A 15,849-nucleotide genomic window follows, 5' to 3' on the forward strand; every position below is an offset into this window, starting at 1 on the left:
CAAAATCAATCGTTGACATTCTCAACTATACGTATTTTCATGGATACAGAACAGCATCCCATGCCGAAGGCGCAGATGCACGGGGATCGAGCAAAGGAGCGACGATGAGCCTGTCAGGAAAAGTAGCGATTGTCACCGGAAGCGGACGGGGCCTGGGGCTCGCTTACGCCCGGGAACTCGCCCGTCAGGGCGCGGCGGTGGTCGTCAATGACGTCGACGCCGCGGTAGCCGGCGAAGCGGTCCGGACCATCGAGGCCGACGGCGGCCGGGCAGTCGCCGTCGTCACCCCCGTCGGCAGCACGGAAGCAGCGAAGCATCTCGTGGAAGCGGCTGTCACGGCATTTGGCCGCCTGGATATCCTGGTCACCAACGCAGGGATCCTGCGGGACAAGTCCCTGCTGAAAATGACGGACGAGGACTTCGACCTGGTCGTCAACGTTCATCTCCGCGGCACCTTCACGTGTGCCCGGGCGGCCTTCGGCTACTTCAAGGAGAACGGGATCGCCGGCCGCATCATCGCCATCGGATCCCCGACCGGGCAACGCGGAAACTTCGGCCAAACAAACTACGCCGCCGCGAAGGCCGGAATCGTGGGCATGGTCCGGACCTGGGCGCTGGAAATGAAGAAGGCCGGCGTCACCGCCAACGCGGTGATCCCGGTAGCCGCCACGGCGATGACCAAGACCATCCCCTACTTCCAGAAAGCGGTGGAGGCAGACGAGCGCGGCGAGGCCATGCCGCACTTCTTCCGCCGCGAGCTTGGCTTTGGAACGGCCGACGACGTCGCGGGCCTTGTGGCCTTCCTCGCCTCCGACGAGGCGTCCGGCATTACCGGTCAGGCCATCGGAGCCGGCGGAGACCGCCTCCAGCTGTGGACCCACCCGGAAGCAGCCGCCGCCGAATACCGTGAAGGCGGTTGGGGTTACCAGGACCTCGTGGAGAACTTCGTCGCGTTGTTCGGAGACAAGCTTCAGGGCGTCGGCGAGGAATTCCTGCCGCTCCCGTCGGAACTGCAGCCCGAAACCGCTCCTGCACAGGTCCACTGACATGCCCGCCCCCCAGCGCTACGAGCTCGGCATCGACGCCTCGAAACTTGCTGCGATCGACATGCACGTTCACCTCGAAGTGGACGGCCACGGCCACGAATCCCTGCCACCGGCACTGACGGCAGCATCCGCCAAGTACTTCAAGTCCGAGGAGCGCACGCCCTCGCTCGACCGAATCTCCGAGGTCTACCGCGAACTCGACATGGCCGCCGTCGTCTTCACCGTGGACGCCCGCACCCAGCTCAAGCACGAGCCCAACAGCATCCCGGAACTCATTGCGGGGGCCGCGAGGAACAACGACGTGCTGATCCCCTTCGGCAGCGTGGATCCCCGCACCGGCACCGATGCCATCCAAGGCGCCAAACACCAAGCGATCGACTTGGGCGCCCGCGGCTTCAAGTTCCACCCGAGCCTGCAGGGGTTCGATCCCTCCAACGAACAGTTTTACCCGCTCTGGGAGACCCTCCAGGAACTGGGCCTCCCGGCCATCTTCCACACCGGGCAGAACGGCATGGGCGCCGGCCTGCCCGGCGGCTACGGCATCAAGCTGGCCTATTCCAACCCGCTCCTGCTCGACGCCGTGGCCGCCGATTTCCCCGGACTGAAGATCATCATGGCCCACCCCTCGGTGCCTTGGCAGGATGAAGCGAATTCGATCGCGACGCACAAGTCGAACGTGTTCATCGATCTCTCCGGTTGGTCCCCCAAGTACTTTCCCGAGTCCCTGGTGCGCATGTCCAACTCGGTGCTTCAGGACAAAGTCCTCTTCGGCACGGACTTCCCTCTCATCACGCCCCAAAAGTGGCTTGCCGCCTTCGCCGATCTCCCGCTCAAGGAGGACATCCGGCCCAAGATCCTCAAGGACAACGCCGTGCGCCTGCTCGAATTGGACAGCTGACATGAGCTTGGAGACCCACGTGGAGACACTGGCGGCGGAGCGCCTCTACGACATCTGCGATTACTACGACGCCGAGTCCCTGCTCACCGAAGACGAACGCCGTGTCCTGGGCCGCTTGCGCGACTTCCTGGACCGCGAAGCGAAGCCGCTGTTGGCCGACTATTGGGAGCGGGGCGAATTCCCTGCCCAGCTGGCCCGGCCGCTCATCGATCTGGACCTGATGGAACCGGCTGAACTAACGGTTCACGGTCCCGCACGAGGCATCTACCAAGGCTTCAGGATCTTCGAGCTCGCCCGCACGGACGCGTCGCTCGCTACCTGGTACACGGCCCAAGCAGGCCTCTTCCGGACGGCCATCCGGGTGGGCGCCTCAGCGGAACAACAAGCCGAGTGGATGCCGCGCGTCGTCGACTTCTCGCTAAAAGGCGTGTTTTCGCTGACGGAACCCGAGCACGGCTCGGACATTGCCGGCGGGCTCTCCAGCACTGCGCGGCGCGACGGCGACTCCTGGGTGCTCCACGGCGCCAAGCGATGGATCGGCGGCGCGTCGACGGCGGACGTGCTCGCGGTGTTCGCGCGGGACGTCGCGGACGGCCAGGTCAAGGCTTTCCTCGTGGACCGCGAAGCCGCCGGCGTGACTTTGGAGAAGATCCACCGGAAGACCTCCTTGCGGATGATGCAAAACGCGCACATCACCTTCAACGGCGTCCGTGTCCCGGAATCGATGCGCCTGCACAACGTGAATTCCTTCAAGGACGTGGCGGCGATGCTACGCGTGATGCGCTCGGACGTCGCCTGGATTGCCGCCGGCATCCAGGCCGGTGCCTTCGAAGCAGCCCTCCGCTACGTCCGCGAGCGCCAACAGTTCGGCCGCCCGCTGGGTTCCTTCCAATTGGTGCAGGAAAAGCTGGCACGCATGCTTGGCAATGTCACGGCAAGCGTCGCGCTCGTGGTCAGGCTGACCGAACAGCAGGCCCGCGGGGTCTACCGCGACCAAGACTCCGCCTTGGCGAAAATGCAGTGCTGCCTGGCGATGCGGGCAACAGTCGCGCTAGCCCGCGAGCTGGCAGGCGGCAACGGAATCACCCTCGAGAGCGATGTTGCCCGGTTCCATGCCGACGCCGAAGCCGTCTACTCCTACGAAGGAACACACGAAATCAACGCACTGATCGTCGGCCGCGCACTCACAGGCGAAAGCGCCTTCGCCCGCTAAGCCACATTCTTTCCACCCGCCATAATCACCAGGAGGCAACAATGCCAAATCTCGTCGTCGACTTCGACAAACTGCTCACACTCGCCGGAACCGATCTCGGCGTCACCGAATACCGCGAAATCACCCAGGAACAAATCAACAAGTTCGCGGACGCGACCGGAGACGAGCAGTGGATCCACGTCGATCCGGAACGCGCCAAGGACGGCCCGTTCGGCGCCCCGATCGCCCACGGCTTCCTCACACTCTCGCTCATCATCCCGTTCTGGGGCGAGCTGTTCGACGTCGAAGGCGTCACCACCAAAGTGAACTACGGCCTGGACAAGGTCCGTTTCACCTCCCCGGTCAAGGTGGGCGCGCGCATCCGCATGCAAGCCACCATTTCCGAAGTCACCGAGGTCAAGGGCGGCGCCCAGATCAAGGTGGCCAACACCATCGAAATCGAAGGCCAGGAGCGCCCCGCCGTCGTGGCCGAATTCCTCGCCCGTTTCTACAAATAGCCGTTTCACAAACAGCCTGCTTCCGCAGGCCCTCCCCGACCCCCTGCTTTAAGGAACAATGATGTCCCAAATATCGCAGCTTCAATCCATGGACCTGGCCACCAAACGCAAAGAAGCACGCACGGTCATTGCTTCCAGCTACCTGGGCAGCACCATCGAGTATTACGACTTCCTGCTGTACGCCACAGCCGCGGCCGTGGTCTTCCCCAAGGTCTTCTTCTCGGGAATGGACGACTGGGTGGGGGTCGTGGCGGCCTACGGGACGTTCGCCGCAGGGTACGTAGCGCGCCCGCTGGGTGGAGTCATCTTCGGGCACTTCGGCGACAGGCTGGGCCGAAAAGGAATGCTCATTGCTTCCATGCTGGTCATGGGCCTGGCTTCCACGCTGATCGGTCTGGTCCCCGGGGCATCCATGGCTGGTCCGTGGGGCGCCGTGATGCTCGTTGTGCTCCGCGTCTTCCAGGGCATCGCTGTGGGCGGCGAGTGGGGTGGAGCCGCTTTGATGGCGTTGGAGCATTCGGAATCGGGGAAGCGCGGTTTCGCGGCCTCGTTCGTCAATGCGGGCGCGCCGTCGGGCGCCGTGCTGGGTACTCTGATCATGGGCGCCTTCTCGGCCCTGCCAAACTCCCAGTTCCTCGCCTGGGGCTGGCGCGTTCCCTTCCTGCTGTCGTTTGTCTTGCTGGCAGTGGGCATGTTCGTCCGGCTCAAGGTTTCGGAGAGCCCCATCTTCAAAGCCGCCATCGAACAGGAAAGGGTGGCAGGTCTGGAGAGGGCGGCCCGGAACGCGGACGACCGTGCCGCCGCGAAGCCCGTCATCCCGCTGCTCCAGGTGCTGCGCAGGCCCAAGACCTTGGTCTTCACGATGCTCGCCGGGGCTGCCGGCTTCGCCCTCCAAGTGGTGCTGGCAACGTTCGCCGTCACCTTTGCAGTCTCCAAGGGCGCCGACCGCCAGGGCGTGCTGTACGCCTTCGCCGCAGCGTCGTTCGTTTCCATCGCCTTCGTGGTCCTTGGCGGCAGGCTCTCCGACAAGCTGGGCCGGAGGCCCGTGATGGTCGGCGGGCTCGTACTTTTCATCGCCTATCTGATCCCGATGTTCCAGCTGCTGTCATCGAACAACATCATCCTGGTCTTCGTGGCCTTCACCGTCGGCCTGATGATCCACTCAACGCTCTTCGGGCCACTGGCCGCGTTCGTGTCCGAGCAGTTCGGCACTACGTCGCGCTATACGGGAGCCTCGCTCGGTTACCAGCTCGCGACGCTCCTCGGAGCGGGTTTCACTCCGGGCATTGTGGCCCAGATCTTCAAGGACTCGGGCCAGAACACCGGCTCGGTGGTCTTCTACCTGGCCGCGATGTCCGTCGTCTCCATCATCTTCATCCTGTTGACCCGGGAACCGAAGAACAACGATTTGCAGACCATCCGGCCTTGATGCCGTGAAGTGTCCAGCTTGGGATCAGAAAGGAAAGTCGTGGAGAATTTTGGCATTGGTTCGTGGCTGCAGCGTCGCCGCCCGAAGTCCGGAAGCAAGATCGCGCTGATCTCCGGAGACCGCCAGCTCAGCTATGAGGAATTTGCGGAACGATCGGACAGGCTCGCCAACGCCCTCAAAGCCGGGGGCGTTGCCAAAGGCGACAGGGTGGCCTATCTCGGTGAAAACCATCCCGCTTTCCTTGAAACGCTTTTCGCCTGTGGGCAGCTTGGCGCGATCTTCGTGCCCCTCAACACGCGTTTGGCGCCGCCGGAGCTCACGTTCCAACTTGAGGACTGCGGAGCGGTTGTGCTGATCCATTCCGCGAGCCTGAACGGCCTCGCGGCGAGCGCCGCGGAAGGCACCCGCGTGAGCCTGCGCCTCGCCGTCGGCGATTCCTTCCAGCGCAGGACCACCGACGCCGTCAGTGGCTCCGGAAATGGACTCCCGACGGCGGCGCAAGACTACGAGGAGGTCCTCTCCTCGGGGGCACCCCTGCATGTGGATGAAGAAGTCGGGCTCGATGACGGCGCCATGATCCTCTACACGTCGGGTACGACTGGCCGCCCCAAAGGCGCGCTCCTGACCCACGGCAACATCACATGGAATTGCATCAACGTGGTGGTCGACTTCGATTTCTCCTCCAGCGATGTAGCGCTCATGATCTCGCCGATGTTCCATGTGGCGTCGCTCGATATGGGAGTGTTGCCAACTCTCCTCAAGGGCGGAACGGTGGTCCTGGAGTCGAAATTCGACCCCCAACGTGCCTTGGAGCTCATCGAGCAGCATAGGGCCACCACTATCAGTGGAGTGCCCACCACCTACCAGATGCTCTGCGAGCATCCTGCGTGGCCCACTGCGGACCTCGGCTCCCTCAACAAGCTGACCTGCGGCGGATCGGCAGTTCCGATGCGCGTCCTGGAAGCATACGAGGCGCGTGGCTTGCGCTTCTCCAACGGCTATGGAATGACCGAGACGGCACCCGGCGCCACCACTTTGCCAGCCGCCAGGTCCCGGGATAAGGCGGGCTCTTCCGGGCTCCCGCACTTCTTCAGCGATGTCCGTATCGCCGATGTCGCAGGCGGGGTTGCGGAGCAGGGCGCGGTGGGGGAAATCCAGATCAAGGGTCCCAACGTCATCCGCGAATACTGGAACCGGCCCGATGCCACTGCCGAATCCTATGACGACGGCGGCTGGTTCAAGTCCGGGGATATGGGATACAAGGACGCTGACGGATTTGTCTTCGTCTCGGACAGGCTCAAGGACATGATCATCTCCGGCGGCGAGAACATCTACCCGGCTGAGGTGGAACAAGCGATCAGTGAACTCGGTTCCGTGGGCAGCGTGGCAGTCATCGGCGTGCCGGACAAGAAGTGGGGTGAGGTACCACGCGCCGTGGTGATGCTCCGCGAGGGCGCGTCCTTAACCGAGGACGAACTCAAGGAACACCTGGCCGGCAAACTCGCCCGCTACAAAATCCCCAAGACTGTAGTGTTCGTGGACGATATGCCCCGGACAGCCAGCGGAAAGATCCGCAAGAGCGAGCTCCGCCGGAGCACCGTCTCGTGAACGATTTGCTTACACTCCTTGAAATGGTTAACGACCACGCTCAAACCAGCTGGGAAAGCGGTCAGCGCAGGAGTTCCCGAAGACGGGTAGCGACTACTCACGACAGCGACCAACCGCGGCCCTAGCATGGCGGACAGCGAGCTACGACAAGTCGTGGGGCCCCTGAAACGACTGGACCCACGCCGGCGAGGGGTCGCCGCCATAAGCAAGGAACCAGCCGACCGGCTGGGATCGGGGCGGACGTGGACGGGCAGCAATGGATTTGGGTCGTCATGGTCCTTGTCGGAGCCGCATTGGTAGCCGCTGTCATGGTCTTCGGACGCCAGCGCTTGAAGCTTTTTGATCGCAAGCGCACAGCCAAACGTGACGCCGGCAAACTTGGAGGTTCGCGCGACGACATCGCGAACCCGGATGATGCGCCCGGGCCCGGGAGTCCAAACCAGTAGCGCCTTGCAGCGACGGAACAGCCCACAACCGCGGGTGGTCGGCCCGACAGGCTAGTCGCGGGCATGACCGGCGTGTACAGTCGGTTTTCGCGGCCCCTTCCCGGTGTCCCCGACCGGGTCCGAGGAGTAAGGAGTGACTGTGGCGCTGCCCGCCGTCGACAAACGCGAACAGCCGGACCGCGGGTCCGGAAGCCGGTTCGGTGGTTTCGCGCCGAGGTCAGCCGCCGGCCTCGTCGTCGGGCTCGCCCTCATTGCACTGTTCGCGGCTGTCCGGGTGCTTGCTCCATCCACGCCGGCGGCCCTTGCGCTTCCCAACGCCGCGCGCGACTTTGCCACGCTGTCAATCAGCGTCGTCGTCGAGTCCCTGCCCTTCGTTTTCCTCGGGATTGTCCTCTCGATCGCCGTCCAGGTCTGGTTGCCCGAGGGCATGCTGCTTCGCCGCCTGCCGAGGAGCCCGCTGCTGCGCAGGCTAGTTCTCTCGCTCCTGGGAATGCTGCTGCCTGTTTGCGAGTGCGGTAATGTTCCGTTGGCCCGCGGCCTGGTGGCCAAGGGCCTTACGGTCGCCGAATCGATGACGTTCCTGTTCGCAGCACCCATCCTGAACCCGGTCACCATCGTCACCACTGCGCAGGCGTTCGGCTGGGACAACGGCATCCTGGCCTCCCGTGTCCTGGGCGGCTTTTTCATCGCAAACCTTGTCGGTTGGATCTATGGCAGGCATCCTCGGCCCGGTGAGCTGCTGACGGCCCGGTTCCAGGAAACATGCACCCTCGCAGAGCACCCTTCCCGCTCAGCCGGAAGGATCAAGCGCAGCGCGCAGATGTTCTCGCAAGAGACACGCGCCATGATGCCTGCCCTGTTCGTCGGTGCGGGCATGGCAGGGCTCATCCAGGTAGCCGTTTCCCGCGAAGTGCTGGTCGCCCTGGGGAGCAATCCACTTTGGTCTGTCTTGGCATTGATGTTGTTGGCTTTCGTGGTCGCGATCTGCTCAAACGTGGATGCCTTCTTTATCCTGTCGTTCGGAGCAACCTTCATGCCGGGCGGCATCGTGGCTTTCCTCGTCTTCGGGCCCATGATCGATGTGAAAATGCTCGCCCTGATGCGCACCACGTTCACCGCGAAGACGCTCCTTCAGCTCAGCCTGCTCGTCGCACTCTGCGCCGCGGTCCTCGGATTGGCGGTCAACTATGGTCGTTAGGCGGCTCGTGGGGCGGTGGCAGGGCGTGGTCCTCAGCCTGATCGGCCTCGTTGCAACAATCTGGCTGGGACTCACGGGACAGCTTGCCTTGTACATCCACCCACGGTATTTCGTGTTCACGGTGGTCATGGCCGTGATTGCCGGAGTGCTTGCCTTGGTCTCCTTCGCCCTTGTTCCCAGCACCCACGACGGGCACGGGCACGGCCATGAGCCGGCTTCGCGCTGGGGCTGGCTGCTGCCGGCCGGGAGCGTGTTGACCATCGCGGCCGCCGTCGGCGCCTTACTCATCCTGCCGCCGTCGACCCTGACGACGTCCACCGTCGCGCAGCGCGACCTCAATGGCTCAGCATCCGCCCTCACCCTGAAAGCACCCGCACTGACGAGCAAGGCGGACTACTCCGCGTTCACTGTCAGGGACTGGGCATCATTGCTCCGGTCCGGCGCGGGCCAGGACTTTTTCGCCGACAAGACTGCCACCGTCACCGGTTTCATCAGTGCGGATAAAACCGATCGGGACGTCTTCTTCGTGACCCGTTTCGTGGTAGCCTGCTGCGCCGTTGATGCCCAGCCGATCGGCGTTCCGGTCTATCACCCCGGCTGGCAGAACGAATACAAAACCGACAGCTGGGTCACGGTGACCAGCGGCTTCCGTGCCAACCCGAACGCTGCAAGCCGGGAGACAATCGTTCTGGTGCCTGACTCCATCAAGCCCACCACCCAGCCGGAACAGCCCTATGTCTACTAAGCGCCGTCCCGTCTCAGCCAAGAGGGCTGCGGCCATTGCTGCCGCGGCCGAACTGCTGGCCGGACGCCGTTTTACCCGGCGCCTCTACAGCACTATCGCGATCCTTGCTGTCCTTGCCGGCGGGTTGACAGCAGCGAACCTTTCGAAGCTCCCGCACCCGAACTCCACCTCGGCCGTACCGCGCTCCGCCACCCCCGGCGCCTTCGCCCTGTACACCTTGCAGAGGGACACCGGCAGAGACAGCTCAGGGCTGAAGAAGCCGGACACGATCATCGGCTCGAGCCTCGCCGGAAACGATCAGGGGACCGTCCTGGTCAAGGCCTCCCGTATCCAGGAGTATGCCGCCCTGCCTTCGGCCATCGCCGTGGCGACCCTCAACGATGACAACACCAGTTCCCTTGAGATGGTCCCGCTCACCGGAGGCCCGCCCACGCTTGTTCCTTTGCCAAGCCTCGGGACGGTAGCCAACCTTCATGCGGCGGGGTCCAACCACCTCATAGGCTTCACGTTCACCGCCTCTGCCGCCACTGGCCAGTACTGGAAAACACTCTTCGTTTACGACACCGACAATCCGTCCTCCGCTCCGCGGGCCGTCCAGGGGATACACGGTCCGGTCACCGCGACGGATTGGCGGTTTGTTCCCGGTTCGGCCACCTTGGTGGCGCAGGCAGAGGACCAATCACTGTTCCTCATCGACCCGGTGGACTCAGGCAAGGTGTCGCCGCTTGGCTCGCACGCCGGAATCCTCGGTTTTGTCCCCCGCACCAACGAACTCGCCGTCGCCGACGCCGGGCTGAAAAAGGGCATTGACCCGACACGGTATTCCACCATCAACCTGTCCACGGGAAAATCCGCGCCGCTCAACCTCGCCGGCACCTTTTTCCCCGATCCCGCCAAGGAGGTCAGCACCACCGCGGGCCAACCCCTGGTCCTGGACGCTTCCGGCCAATTCATTCAGGTAGTGAGAAAATACGACGGCGGCAAGGAAGCCTCAACCGTCAATCTCGCCGACAAGAACGGCCGCCAGCTCTACAAACCTGACGCCGCTTGGTCCCGCGTCCTGGACACCTGCCTATCTCCGGGCAGCGACTACCTCGCAGTTGAAACAGCGGCACCGCAATACACCGGCGACCAATACCCCGTCCTCCCCGAGCCGACCCCCATGCGGACAGACCTCGTGGACCTGAAATCGGGCAGCGTCGTGAAAAGCGTTCCCGGTTTCCTCCCGAGCTGGTGCCGTTAGCGGATCCGGGCAACGGCACAGCGCCGTGGCCTGGCAACTCCAGCGCCCTTGTCGGCGGCTGCCACCAGCCCAGACAACTCGGCGCCGGCTCCCTCGCGTCCGGGATCGAGCCGACGGACGGCGACGGGCCCCGACGTTCCATATCCAAGACTACTGTCACAGTTCCTCGGACCCTCGATAAACCGTCACGACTTTCCTCGCAGACCCCTGGCGGCGCAGAGAGATCTCTGGCACGATTCGACCAGCACCCCTTTTCACCGGGGAGGAGCACTCCGGCGCACGGAAAAATGGGGGACGGTCCGTTGGAACATAACCAGGCTTCGCACGGTATTCCTTCACCGCAGATCGGTCAGGACGGCGAGGATCTCAGGCACAGGACCGCCGGTCATGCCGTGATCGAACGACTCCTCCAAGAACAGGCCGGTGTTCCCGCAACTTCCTTTTTTGGGCAGGTTTTCGGCGCCAGCCCCTTGGGTGCGGATTCCCTGTCTTGGTACCGGGGGGCAGTGGGCGAGATCGCCATCGGGCGCATCCTTGAACGGTTGGGACCGGACTGGACGGTCCTGCACGCGGTGCCGGTCGGCGCTGGAGCCTCCGACATCGACCACGTGCTGATCGGCCCGCCCGGCGTGTTCACCCTCAACACAAAAAACCACACCGGACAGGCCGTCTGGGTCGCCGGACGGACCCTGATGGTCGCCGGCCAGAAACAGCGCCACCTCTACAACGCCGCCCACGAAGCCTCAAGGGCAGCAGCCCTGCTCACCCGCATAGTGGGCAACCCCGTCCCGGTGACCGGTGTGGTGGTCATCCTCTCCCCAAAAAGCCTGACCGTGAAAGCCAAACCCGAGGGCGCCGCCGTCGTCACCGACACCCGACTGCTGGCCTGGATCAGACACCAGCCAGTGATCCTGACTCCCGGACAAATCAGGATGATCGCAGACGCGGCCGCCCAGCCCCGGACATGGCACCGGAATCCGCCAACCGTAACCGCCCCGGACCGCCTCCGTAGGGAATTCGCCTCCCTCCGGGCGGCGGTGAACAAAGCCCGCGCCCGCCGTATCGGCTGGTTCCTGGCCCTTGTGATCGCCTTACCCCTGATCGTGACGACCCTCTCGCGCCATTTTCCGTAGAAATATCATCAGGCAAAGAAAAAGCCCCGGAAATCCGGGGCTAAATCTGTGGAGATGGGGGGAATTGAACCCCCGTCCGATGTCGTGTTGTCAGGGCTTCTCCGGGCGCAGTTCGCGTCGGACTTTCTCGGCCCCAGCTATCCTGCGAACAAGTAGCTGATCCGGGCCCAGTCATCTAAGAGTCCCGCTTGCCTCGATGACGAAGGCAAACAGCAGTGGCTATCTAAATGACGCCAGGATCCGGGGCAATAGCAACCTCGGGCTGACGGACTGTCTTACTGCTTAGGCAGCAAGAGCGAAGTCAGTGCGCTTAGAGTTGGCACTTATTGGTTTGCAGACAGCGTTTACGAGATAATTCTGCATCCTCGGCCCGCTTCACCTGTCGCGACTAACATCGTCGAAACCGATCATCCCCGTATTTTGTTATCAATCCCTGCAGGCCGTGCGGCGTCCTGAAACGACCACCAAAACCTGCCGGGTTAATCATCATAACGCATCCCGGCACCCAAACATTCCGGGACACGCTCTGGACGCCCACCCTGGCGGAGCCTGGCGGAGCTTCGCCGAGCTTTCCGCGGAAATCAGCGGCGGTTGCGCTCGCGCAGCTCGCGAAGCGACTCGCGTTTATCCTGCTGCTCGCGCAGGGTCTGCCGCTTGTCGTAATCCTTCTTGCCTCGAGCCAGGGCTATCTCGACCTTGGCGCGTCCGTCCAGGAAGTACAGCTGGAGCGGCACTACGGTCAGCCCGGTCTCGCGGATCTTGCCGGAAATCTTGTTGAGTTCCTCGCGGTGAAGCAACAGCTTCCGACGGCGGCGCGCGGCGTGGTTGGTCCAGCTCCCCTGGTTGTATTCGGGGATATGGATGCCCTCCATCCACAACTCGTCGTTGTAGAAAGTACAGAAGCCGTCCACCATCGATGCACGGCCTTCGCGGAGGGACTTCACTTCTGTTCCCATGAGCGCGATGCCGGCCTCATAGGTGTCCAATATGTGGTAGTCATGCCGAGCCTTGCGATTGGTGGCCACTACCTTACGGCCACTTTCCTTGGGCACGGTAGAACTCCTTGGTTGTCGAAGAATCACACTAGTCTACGCCAGCAGGACCCTGTCCGTGTGGGCTAGAGAAGGTTCATCGGGTCAACAGCCTGCCCGTTCACCCAAGTCTCAAAGTGCACGTGGCAACCGGTGGAGTTACCCGTGGTGCCTGAGTATGCGATCAGCTGGCCTTGGCTCACCTGCTGTCCGGAAGAAACCACCACGCTGGTGTTGTGGTAGTAGATCGTGGTCAGGGTGTCGCCGTTGATGACGCCATGCGATATCTTGACCCGGTTGCCACCACCATCGTTGCCCCAGCCGGCTGAGAATACGGTGCCGGCAGCGGCTGCGTAGACGGGCGTTCCACAGGGCGCCCCGAAGTCGATGCCCGTGTGCATGTAACCGCCTTGGCCGTAGAAATCGACGGTACCGGGCGGCGTCGCACGCCAACCGAAGCCCGAGGTGATCGGGATGCTGGCGGGGACCGGGTGGATGAGGCCGAAGTTGCCCCGCGGGTTGCTCGCCGGTGGCACGAAAGGTTGCGGCGCTGCCTGGTTCTGCGCCGCCGCGGCCGCCGCAGCAGCAGCGGCGAGCCGCTGCTGCTCGGCCAACCATGCTTCGCGAAGTTTGCGGTCACGTTCCGAGATTTCAGCAGCGACTGCGTCCTGGTTCGCCTTCACTTGCTGGAGTTGGGCCTGGATGCCGGGCTTGGCTGCCTGAAGCTGGGCATTGAGGCGCGTGGTGTCCGCGATGAGCTTGTCCACCTGCGCCTTCTTGGCGGCCGCATCATCGCGGGCTGCCTTCTCACGCTCCAGCGCGGCATCCGCTTTCGCCTTGAGATCGCGGATTTCCTGTTCGACGGCGGCGAGCCGGGCCTGGGAGTTCTCGTTCGTGGCACTCTGCTGCGTCAATTTCGTCATGGCCGCGTTCTGGCTGCGCATCGCCTGGTCGGCGAGGTCCATGGTATTCGTGAGGCTGCCGCCGTCGTTCGCTCCGAACATCAGAGCAACGTTGGTCGGCACCCCGCCCGATTTATATGCCTGGGCAGCGATCTGGCCGATGAGCTTCTTGGTGTCGCTGATTTTCTGCTTGTCGTTCTCCAGTTGCTGGGTGATCTGCGCCTTACTCTGCTGCGCCAGATCCACCCGGGCCGCCAGGGCGTCAGCTTCCTTCACCGCTGTGGCAACCTTGCCCTGGGCTTCAAGGAGTGCCTGTTGCGCTCCCGGAAGCTGTCCTTGGTAGACCGCGAGGTCACCGGCCGCTTTGGCGATGTTTGCATCCACGAATTCCAAGGACTGCTGGACGCGCGCAGATTCCGCGTTGAGGGCGGCTTGCTGGTCATCGAGGTCGTCAGCATGCGCCGCGGGCGCGGTGCCGAGGCTCGCTGCGAGTGCAATGGCAAGCACGGAGCCGGCAACCTTCGCCCGGCCACTCACTCTGCGCAGCTGCATCGCAGCTTGGTATTTCCGTGTCATCGGCTGTCCTGTTCGGCCGGGATCAGTGCTTTTCATGGCTAGACCTTGAGGTATCGACGGAGGGTGAGCAGCGAAGATATCCCGGCCAAGCCGCCGCCCAAGGCTATCAGGACCGGCGCAATCACGAGTACTTGCGTGGAGGAAATAAACGGAGTGTTCAGGAACTGCCGTGACAAGTCGCCGTTGAGCCAGAACTGGGCCACCAGCCACAGTGTGCCGGATGCCAGGACGGCACCCACGACGGCGGCGATCACGCCTTCGAGGATGAACGGCAGTTGGATGACGGTCTTCGACGCCCCCACGAGGCGCATGATGCCTGTCTCCCGCCGCCTGCTGAACGCGGAAAGCCTGATGGTCGTGGTGATCAGCAGGACCGCACAGAAGATCATGACTCCCGCGATCACCATTGCCGCCACAGAGGCGCCGTTCATCCACTCGAAGATGCGTTCAAGGACCTGGCGCTGATCGCTCACGGTCTCAACCCCGGGCTGGGACGAGAATGTCTCGCTGATGATCTGGTACTTCTGGGGGTCCTTCATGTTGATTCGGAAAGACGAAGGAAGCTGGTCCTGGGTTACCGAATCAACGATCGGAGAGTTGGAGAACTGTTCCTTGAAGTGTTTGAAGGCATCGGCCTGCGATTCGAACTGGTAGTCGGTGATGTACTGCTTGACCGTTGGTGAATCGAGCATCTTCGCCAGGTTGTCCTGCTGCTCTTTGGTGACCTTGCCCGAAGCACATCCCGTCGCGGCGGACGTATCGTTGCAGAGGAAGATAGCGACCTGGACCTTGTCGTACCAGTAACCCTTCATCTGGTTGATCTGCATTTGCAGCATGCCGGCCGCACCGACAAAGGTGAGCGACACGAAGGTCACCAGGACGACGGAAACCACCATGGACAGGTTCCGGCGCAGACCGCTGCCGATCTCGCCCAGGATAAAAGCGAGCCTCACTGCTGGACCCCCTGCGCGCGGTCGATTTCCGCATCGCTCGCGTCCTTCATTCGGCGGGACTCCCCCACCACCGGAATCATCGACGTGTACAGGGCCCTGGCCTCATCACGGACCACCACACCGTTCCGGAGCTCCACAACGCGTTTGCGCATCTCGTTCACAATGTCGTCGTCGTGTGTTGCCATGACCACCGTGGTGCCGTTCTGGTTGATCTTGTCGAGCACGCCCATGATGCCCATCGAGGTAATGGGGTCCAGGTTTCCGGTGGGTTCGTCCGCCAGCAGGATGCCGGGCCGATTGACGACGGCGCGGGCGATTGCCACGCGCTGCTGCTCACCGCCGGACAGCTCATGCGGCATGCGGCGTTCCTTGCCTTCAAGCCCCACAGTCTTCAGTACTTCCGGAACTGTCTCGCGGATGATGCTCCGGCTCTTTCCGATCACCTGCATGGCGAAAGCCACGTTTGCGAAGACATTCTTCTGCGGCAACAGCCGGAAGTCCTGGAAAACGACGCCGATTCCGCGGCGAAGCTTGGGGACCCTCCAGCTTGGAATGTTGGCCACGTTCTGGCCGGCGACGTAGACCGAACCGGATGTTGCCCGGTCTTCCTTCAGAATGAGTCGCAGGAACGTCGACTTGCCGGAGCCTGAAGCCCCGACGAGGAACGTGAATTCTCCACGGTCAATTTCGAGGTTGACGGCATCCAGCGCCGGACGGGCGTTGGCGTCGTAAACCTTGGTGACATTCTCAAATCGGATCATGACTCTTCAGAACCCCGCCGGACATGCCACGTTCGACCAGTCCAACCGCCGTCGCACGGGCTTTCGTTGGGGGAAGTTGAGCGCCGGCTCTTCGACTATACGCACGCTCCGCGATGGAATTGCGGGCTTGGAGCGGTGTGTCGCCTAATCGGGCGGCAGCTCCGGTGCCG

General features: G+C 63.1%; 15 protein-coding genes and 1 other RNA gene. 11 read left to right on the forward strand and 5 right to left on the reverse strand.

Annotated features, from left to right (window positions below; genetic code table 11):
• Positions 1 to 104 precede the first annotated feature (104 nt).
• The 11 genes from L0B83_RS02830 to L0B83_RS02880 all read left to right on the forward strand — a co-directional run bounded on the left by L0B83_RS02830 (position 105) and on the right by L0B83_RS02880 (position 11,456).
• Positions 105 to 1,046, forward strand: coding sequence for an SDR family NAD(P)-dependent oxidoreductase (locus tag L0B83_RS02830; protein WP_234756781.1), 942 nt, complete (start codon positions 105 to 107; stop codon positions 1,044 to 1,046).
• Position 1,047: 1 nt separating this feature from the next.
• Positions 1,048 to 1,944, forward strand: coding sequence for an amidohydrolase family protein (locus L0B83_RS02835; protein ID WP_234756783.1), 897 nt, complete (start codon positions 1,048 to 1,050; stop codon positions 1,942 to 1,944).
• A 1-nt stretch (position 1,945) separates the two neighbouring features.
• Entirely contained in the window at positions 1,946 to 3,157 is a 1,212-nt protein-coding gene (locus L0B83_RS02840) for an acyl-CoA dehydrogenase family protein (RefSeq protein WP_234756785.1), read from the forward strand.
• Between the two features lie 41 nt (positions 3,158 to 3,198).
• Positions 3,199 to 3,654, forward strand: coding sequence for a MaoC family dehydratase (locus L0B83_RS02845; protein WP_234756787.1), 456 nt, complete (start codon positions 3,199 to 3,201; stop codon positions 3,652 to 3,654).
• 61 nt (positions 3,655 to 3,715) lie between these two features.
• Positions 3,716 to 5,083 (forward strand): MFS transporter, encoded by a 1,368-nt coding sequence (locus tag L0B83_RS02850; RefSeq protein ID WP_234756788.1) that lies wholly within the window; start codon positions 3,716 to 3,718, stop codon positions 5,081 to 5,083.
• A gap of 39 nt (positions 5,084 to 5,122) precedes the next feature.
• Entirely contained in the window at positions 5,123 to 6,691 is a 1,569-nt protein-coding gene (gene menE, locus L0B83_RS02855; protein WP_234756790.1) for an o-succinylbenzoate--CoA ligase, read from the forward strand.
• A 242-nt stretch (positions 6,692 to 6,933) separates the two neighbouring features.
• A complete protein-coding gene (locus tag L0B83_RS02860) occupies positions 6,934 to 7,137 on the forward strand; it encodes a hypothetical protein (protein ID WP_234756792.1) in 204 nt (67 codons plus the stop codon).
• 133 nt (positions 7,138 to 7,270) lie between these two features.
• On the forward strand, positions 7,271 to 8,335 hold the full coding sequence (locus tag L0B83_RS02865) for a permease (RefSeq protein ID WP_234756794.1): 1,065 nt from the start codon (positions 7,271 to 7,273) through the stop codon (positions 8,333 to 8,335).
• A gap of 7 nt (positions 8,336 to 8,342) precedes the next feature.
• Positions 8,343 to 9,080, forward strand: coding sequence for a TIGR03943 family putative permease subunit (locus L0B83_RS02870; RefSeq protein ID WP_234756796.1), 738 nt, complete (start codon positions 8,343 to 8,345; stop codon positions 9,078 to 9,080).
• Positions 9,070 to 10,323 carry a hypothetical protein gene (locus tag L0B83_RS02875; protein ID WP_234756797.1) on the forward strand — a complete coding sequence of 418 codons (1,254 nt, stop codon included), beginning with the start codon at positions 9,070 to 9,072 and terminating at the stop codon, positions 10,321 to 10,323. Before L0B83_RS02870 ends, L0B83_RS02875 begins: the two co-directional genes overlap by 11 nt.
• A 392-nt stretch (positions 10,324 to 10,715) precedes the next feature.
• Complete coding sequence (locus tag L0B83_RS02880) at positions 10,716 to 11,456, forward strand: nuclease-related domain-containing protein (protein WP_234756798.1); 741 nt, start codon at positions 10,716 to 10,718, stop codon at positions 11,454 to 11,456.
• Between the two features lie 46 nt (positions 11,457 to 11,502).
• Here L0B83_RS02880 and ssrA read toward each other — a convergent pair.
• The 5 genes from ssrA to ftsE all read right to left on the reverse strand — a co-directional run bounded on the left by ssrA (position 11,503) and on the right by ftsE (position 15,679).
• Positions 11,503 to 11,871, reverse strand: a transfer-messenger RNA (tmRNA) gene (gene ssrA / locus L0B83_RS02885).
• 166 nt (positions 11,872 to 12,037) lie between these two features.
• Positions 12,038 to 12,508 (reverse strand): SsrA-binding protein SmpB, encoded by a 471-nt coding sequence (smpB, locus tag L0B83_RS02890; protein ID WP_234756800.1) that lies wholly within the window; start codon positions 12,506 to 12,508, stop codon positions 12,038 to 12,040.
• A 65-nt stretch (positions 12,509 to 12,573) separates the two neighbouring features.
• A complete protein-coding gene (locus L0B83_RS02895) occupies positions 12,574 to 13,941 on the reverse strand; it encodes a peptidoglycan DD-metalloendopeptidase family protein (RefSeq protein ID WP_234756987.1) in 1,368 nt (455 codons plus the stop codon).
• 62 nt (positions 13,942 to 14,003) lie between these two features.
• Positions 14,004 to 14,918, reverse strand: coding sequence for a permease-like cell division protein FtsX (gene ftsX / locus L0B83_RS02900; protein ID WP_234756802.1), 915 nt, complete (start codon positions 14,916 to 14,918; stop codon positions 14,004 to 14,006).
• Complete coding sequence (gene ftsE / locus L0B83_RS02905; RefSeq protein WP_234756804.1) at positions 14,915 to 15,679, reverse strand: cell division ATP-binding protein FtsE; 765 nt, start codon at positions 15,677 to 15,679, stop codon at positions 14,915 to 14,917. Before ftsE ends, ftsX begins: the two co-directional genes overlap by 4 nt.
• Positions 15,680 to 15,849: the final 170 nt, after the last annotated feature.

The organism is Arthrobacter alkaliphilus (genome assembly GCF_021483235.1).
Taxonomy (GTDB): domain Bacteria; phylum Actinomycetota; class Actinomycetes; order Actinomycetales; family Micrococcaceae; genus Arthrobacter; species Arthrobacter alkaliphilus.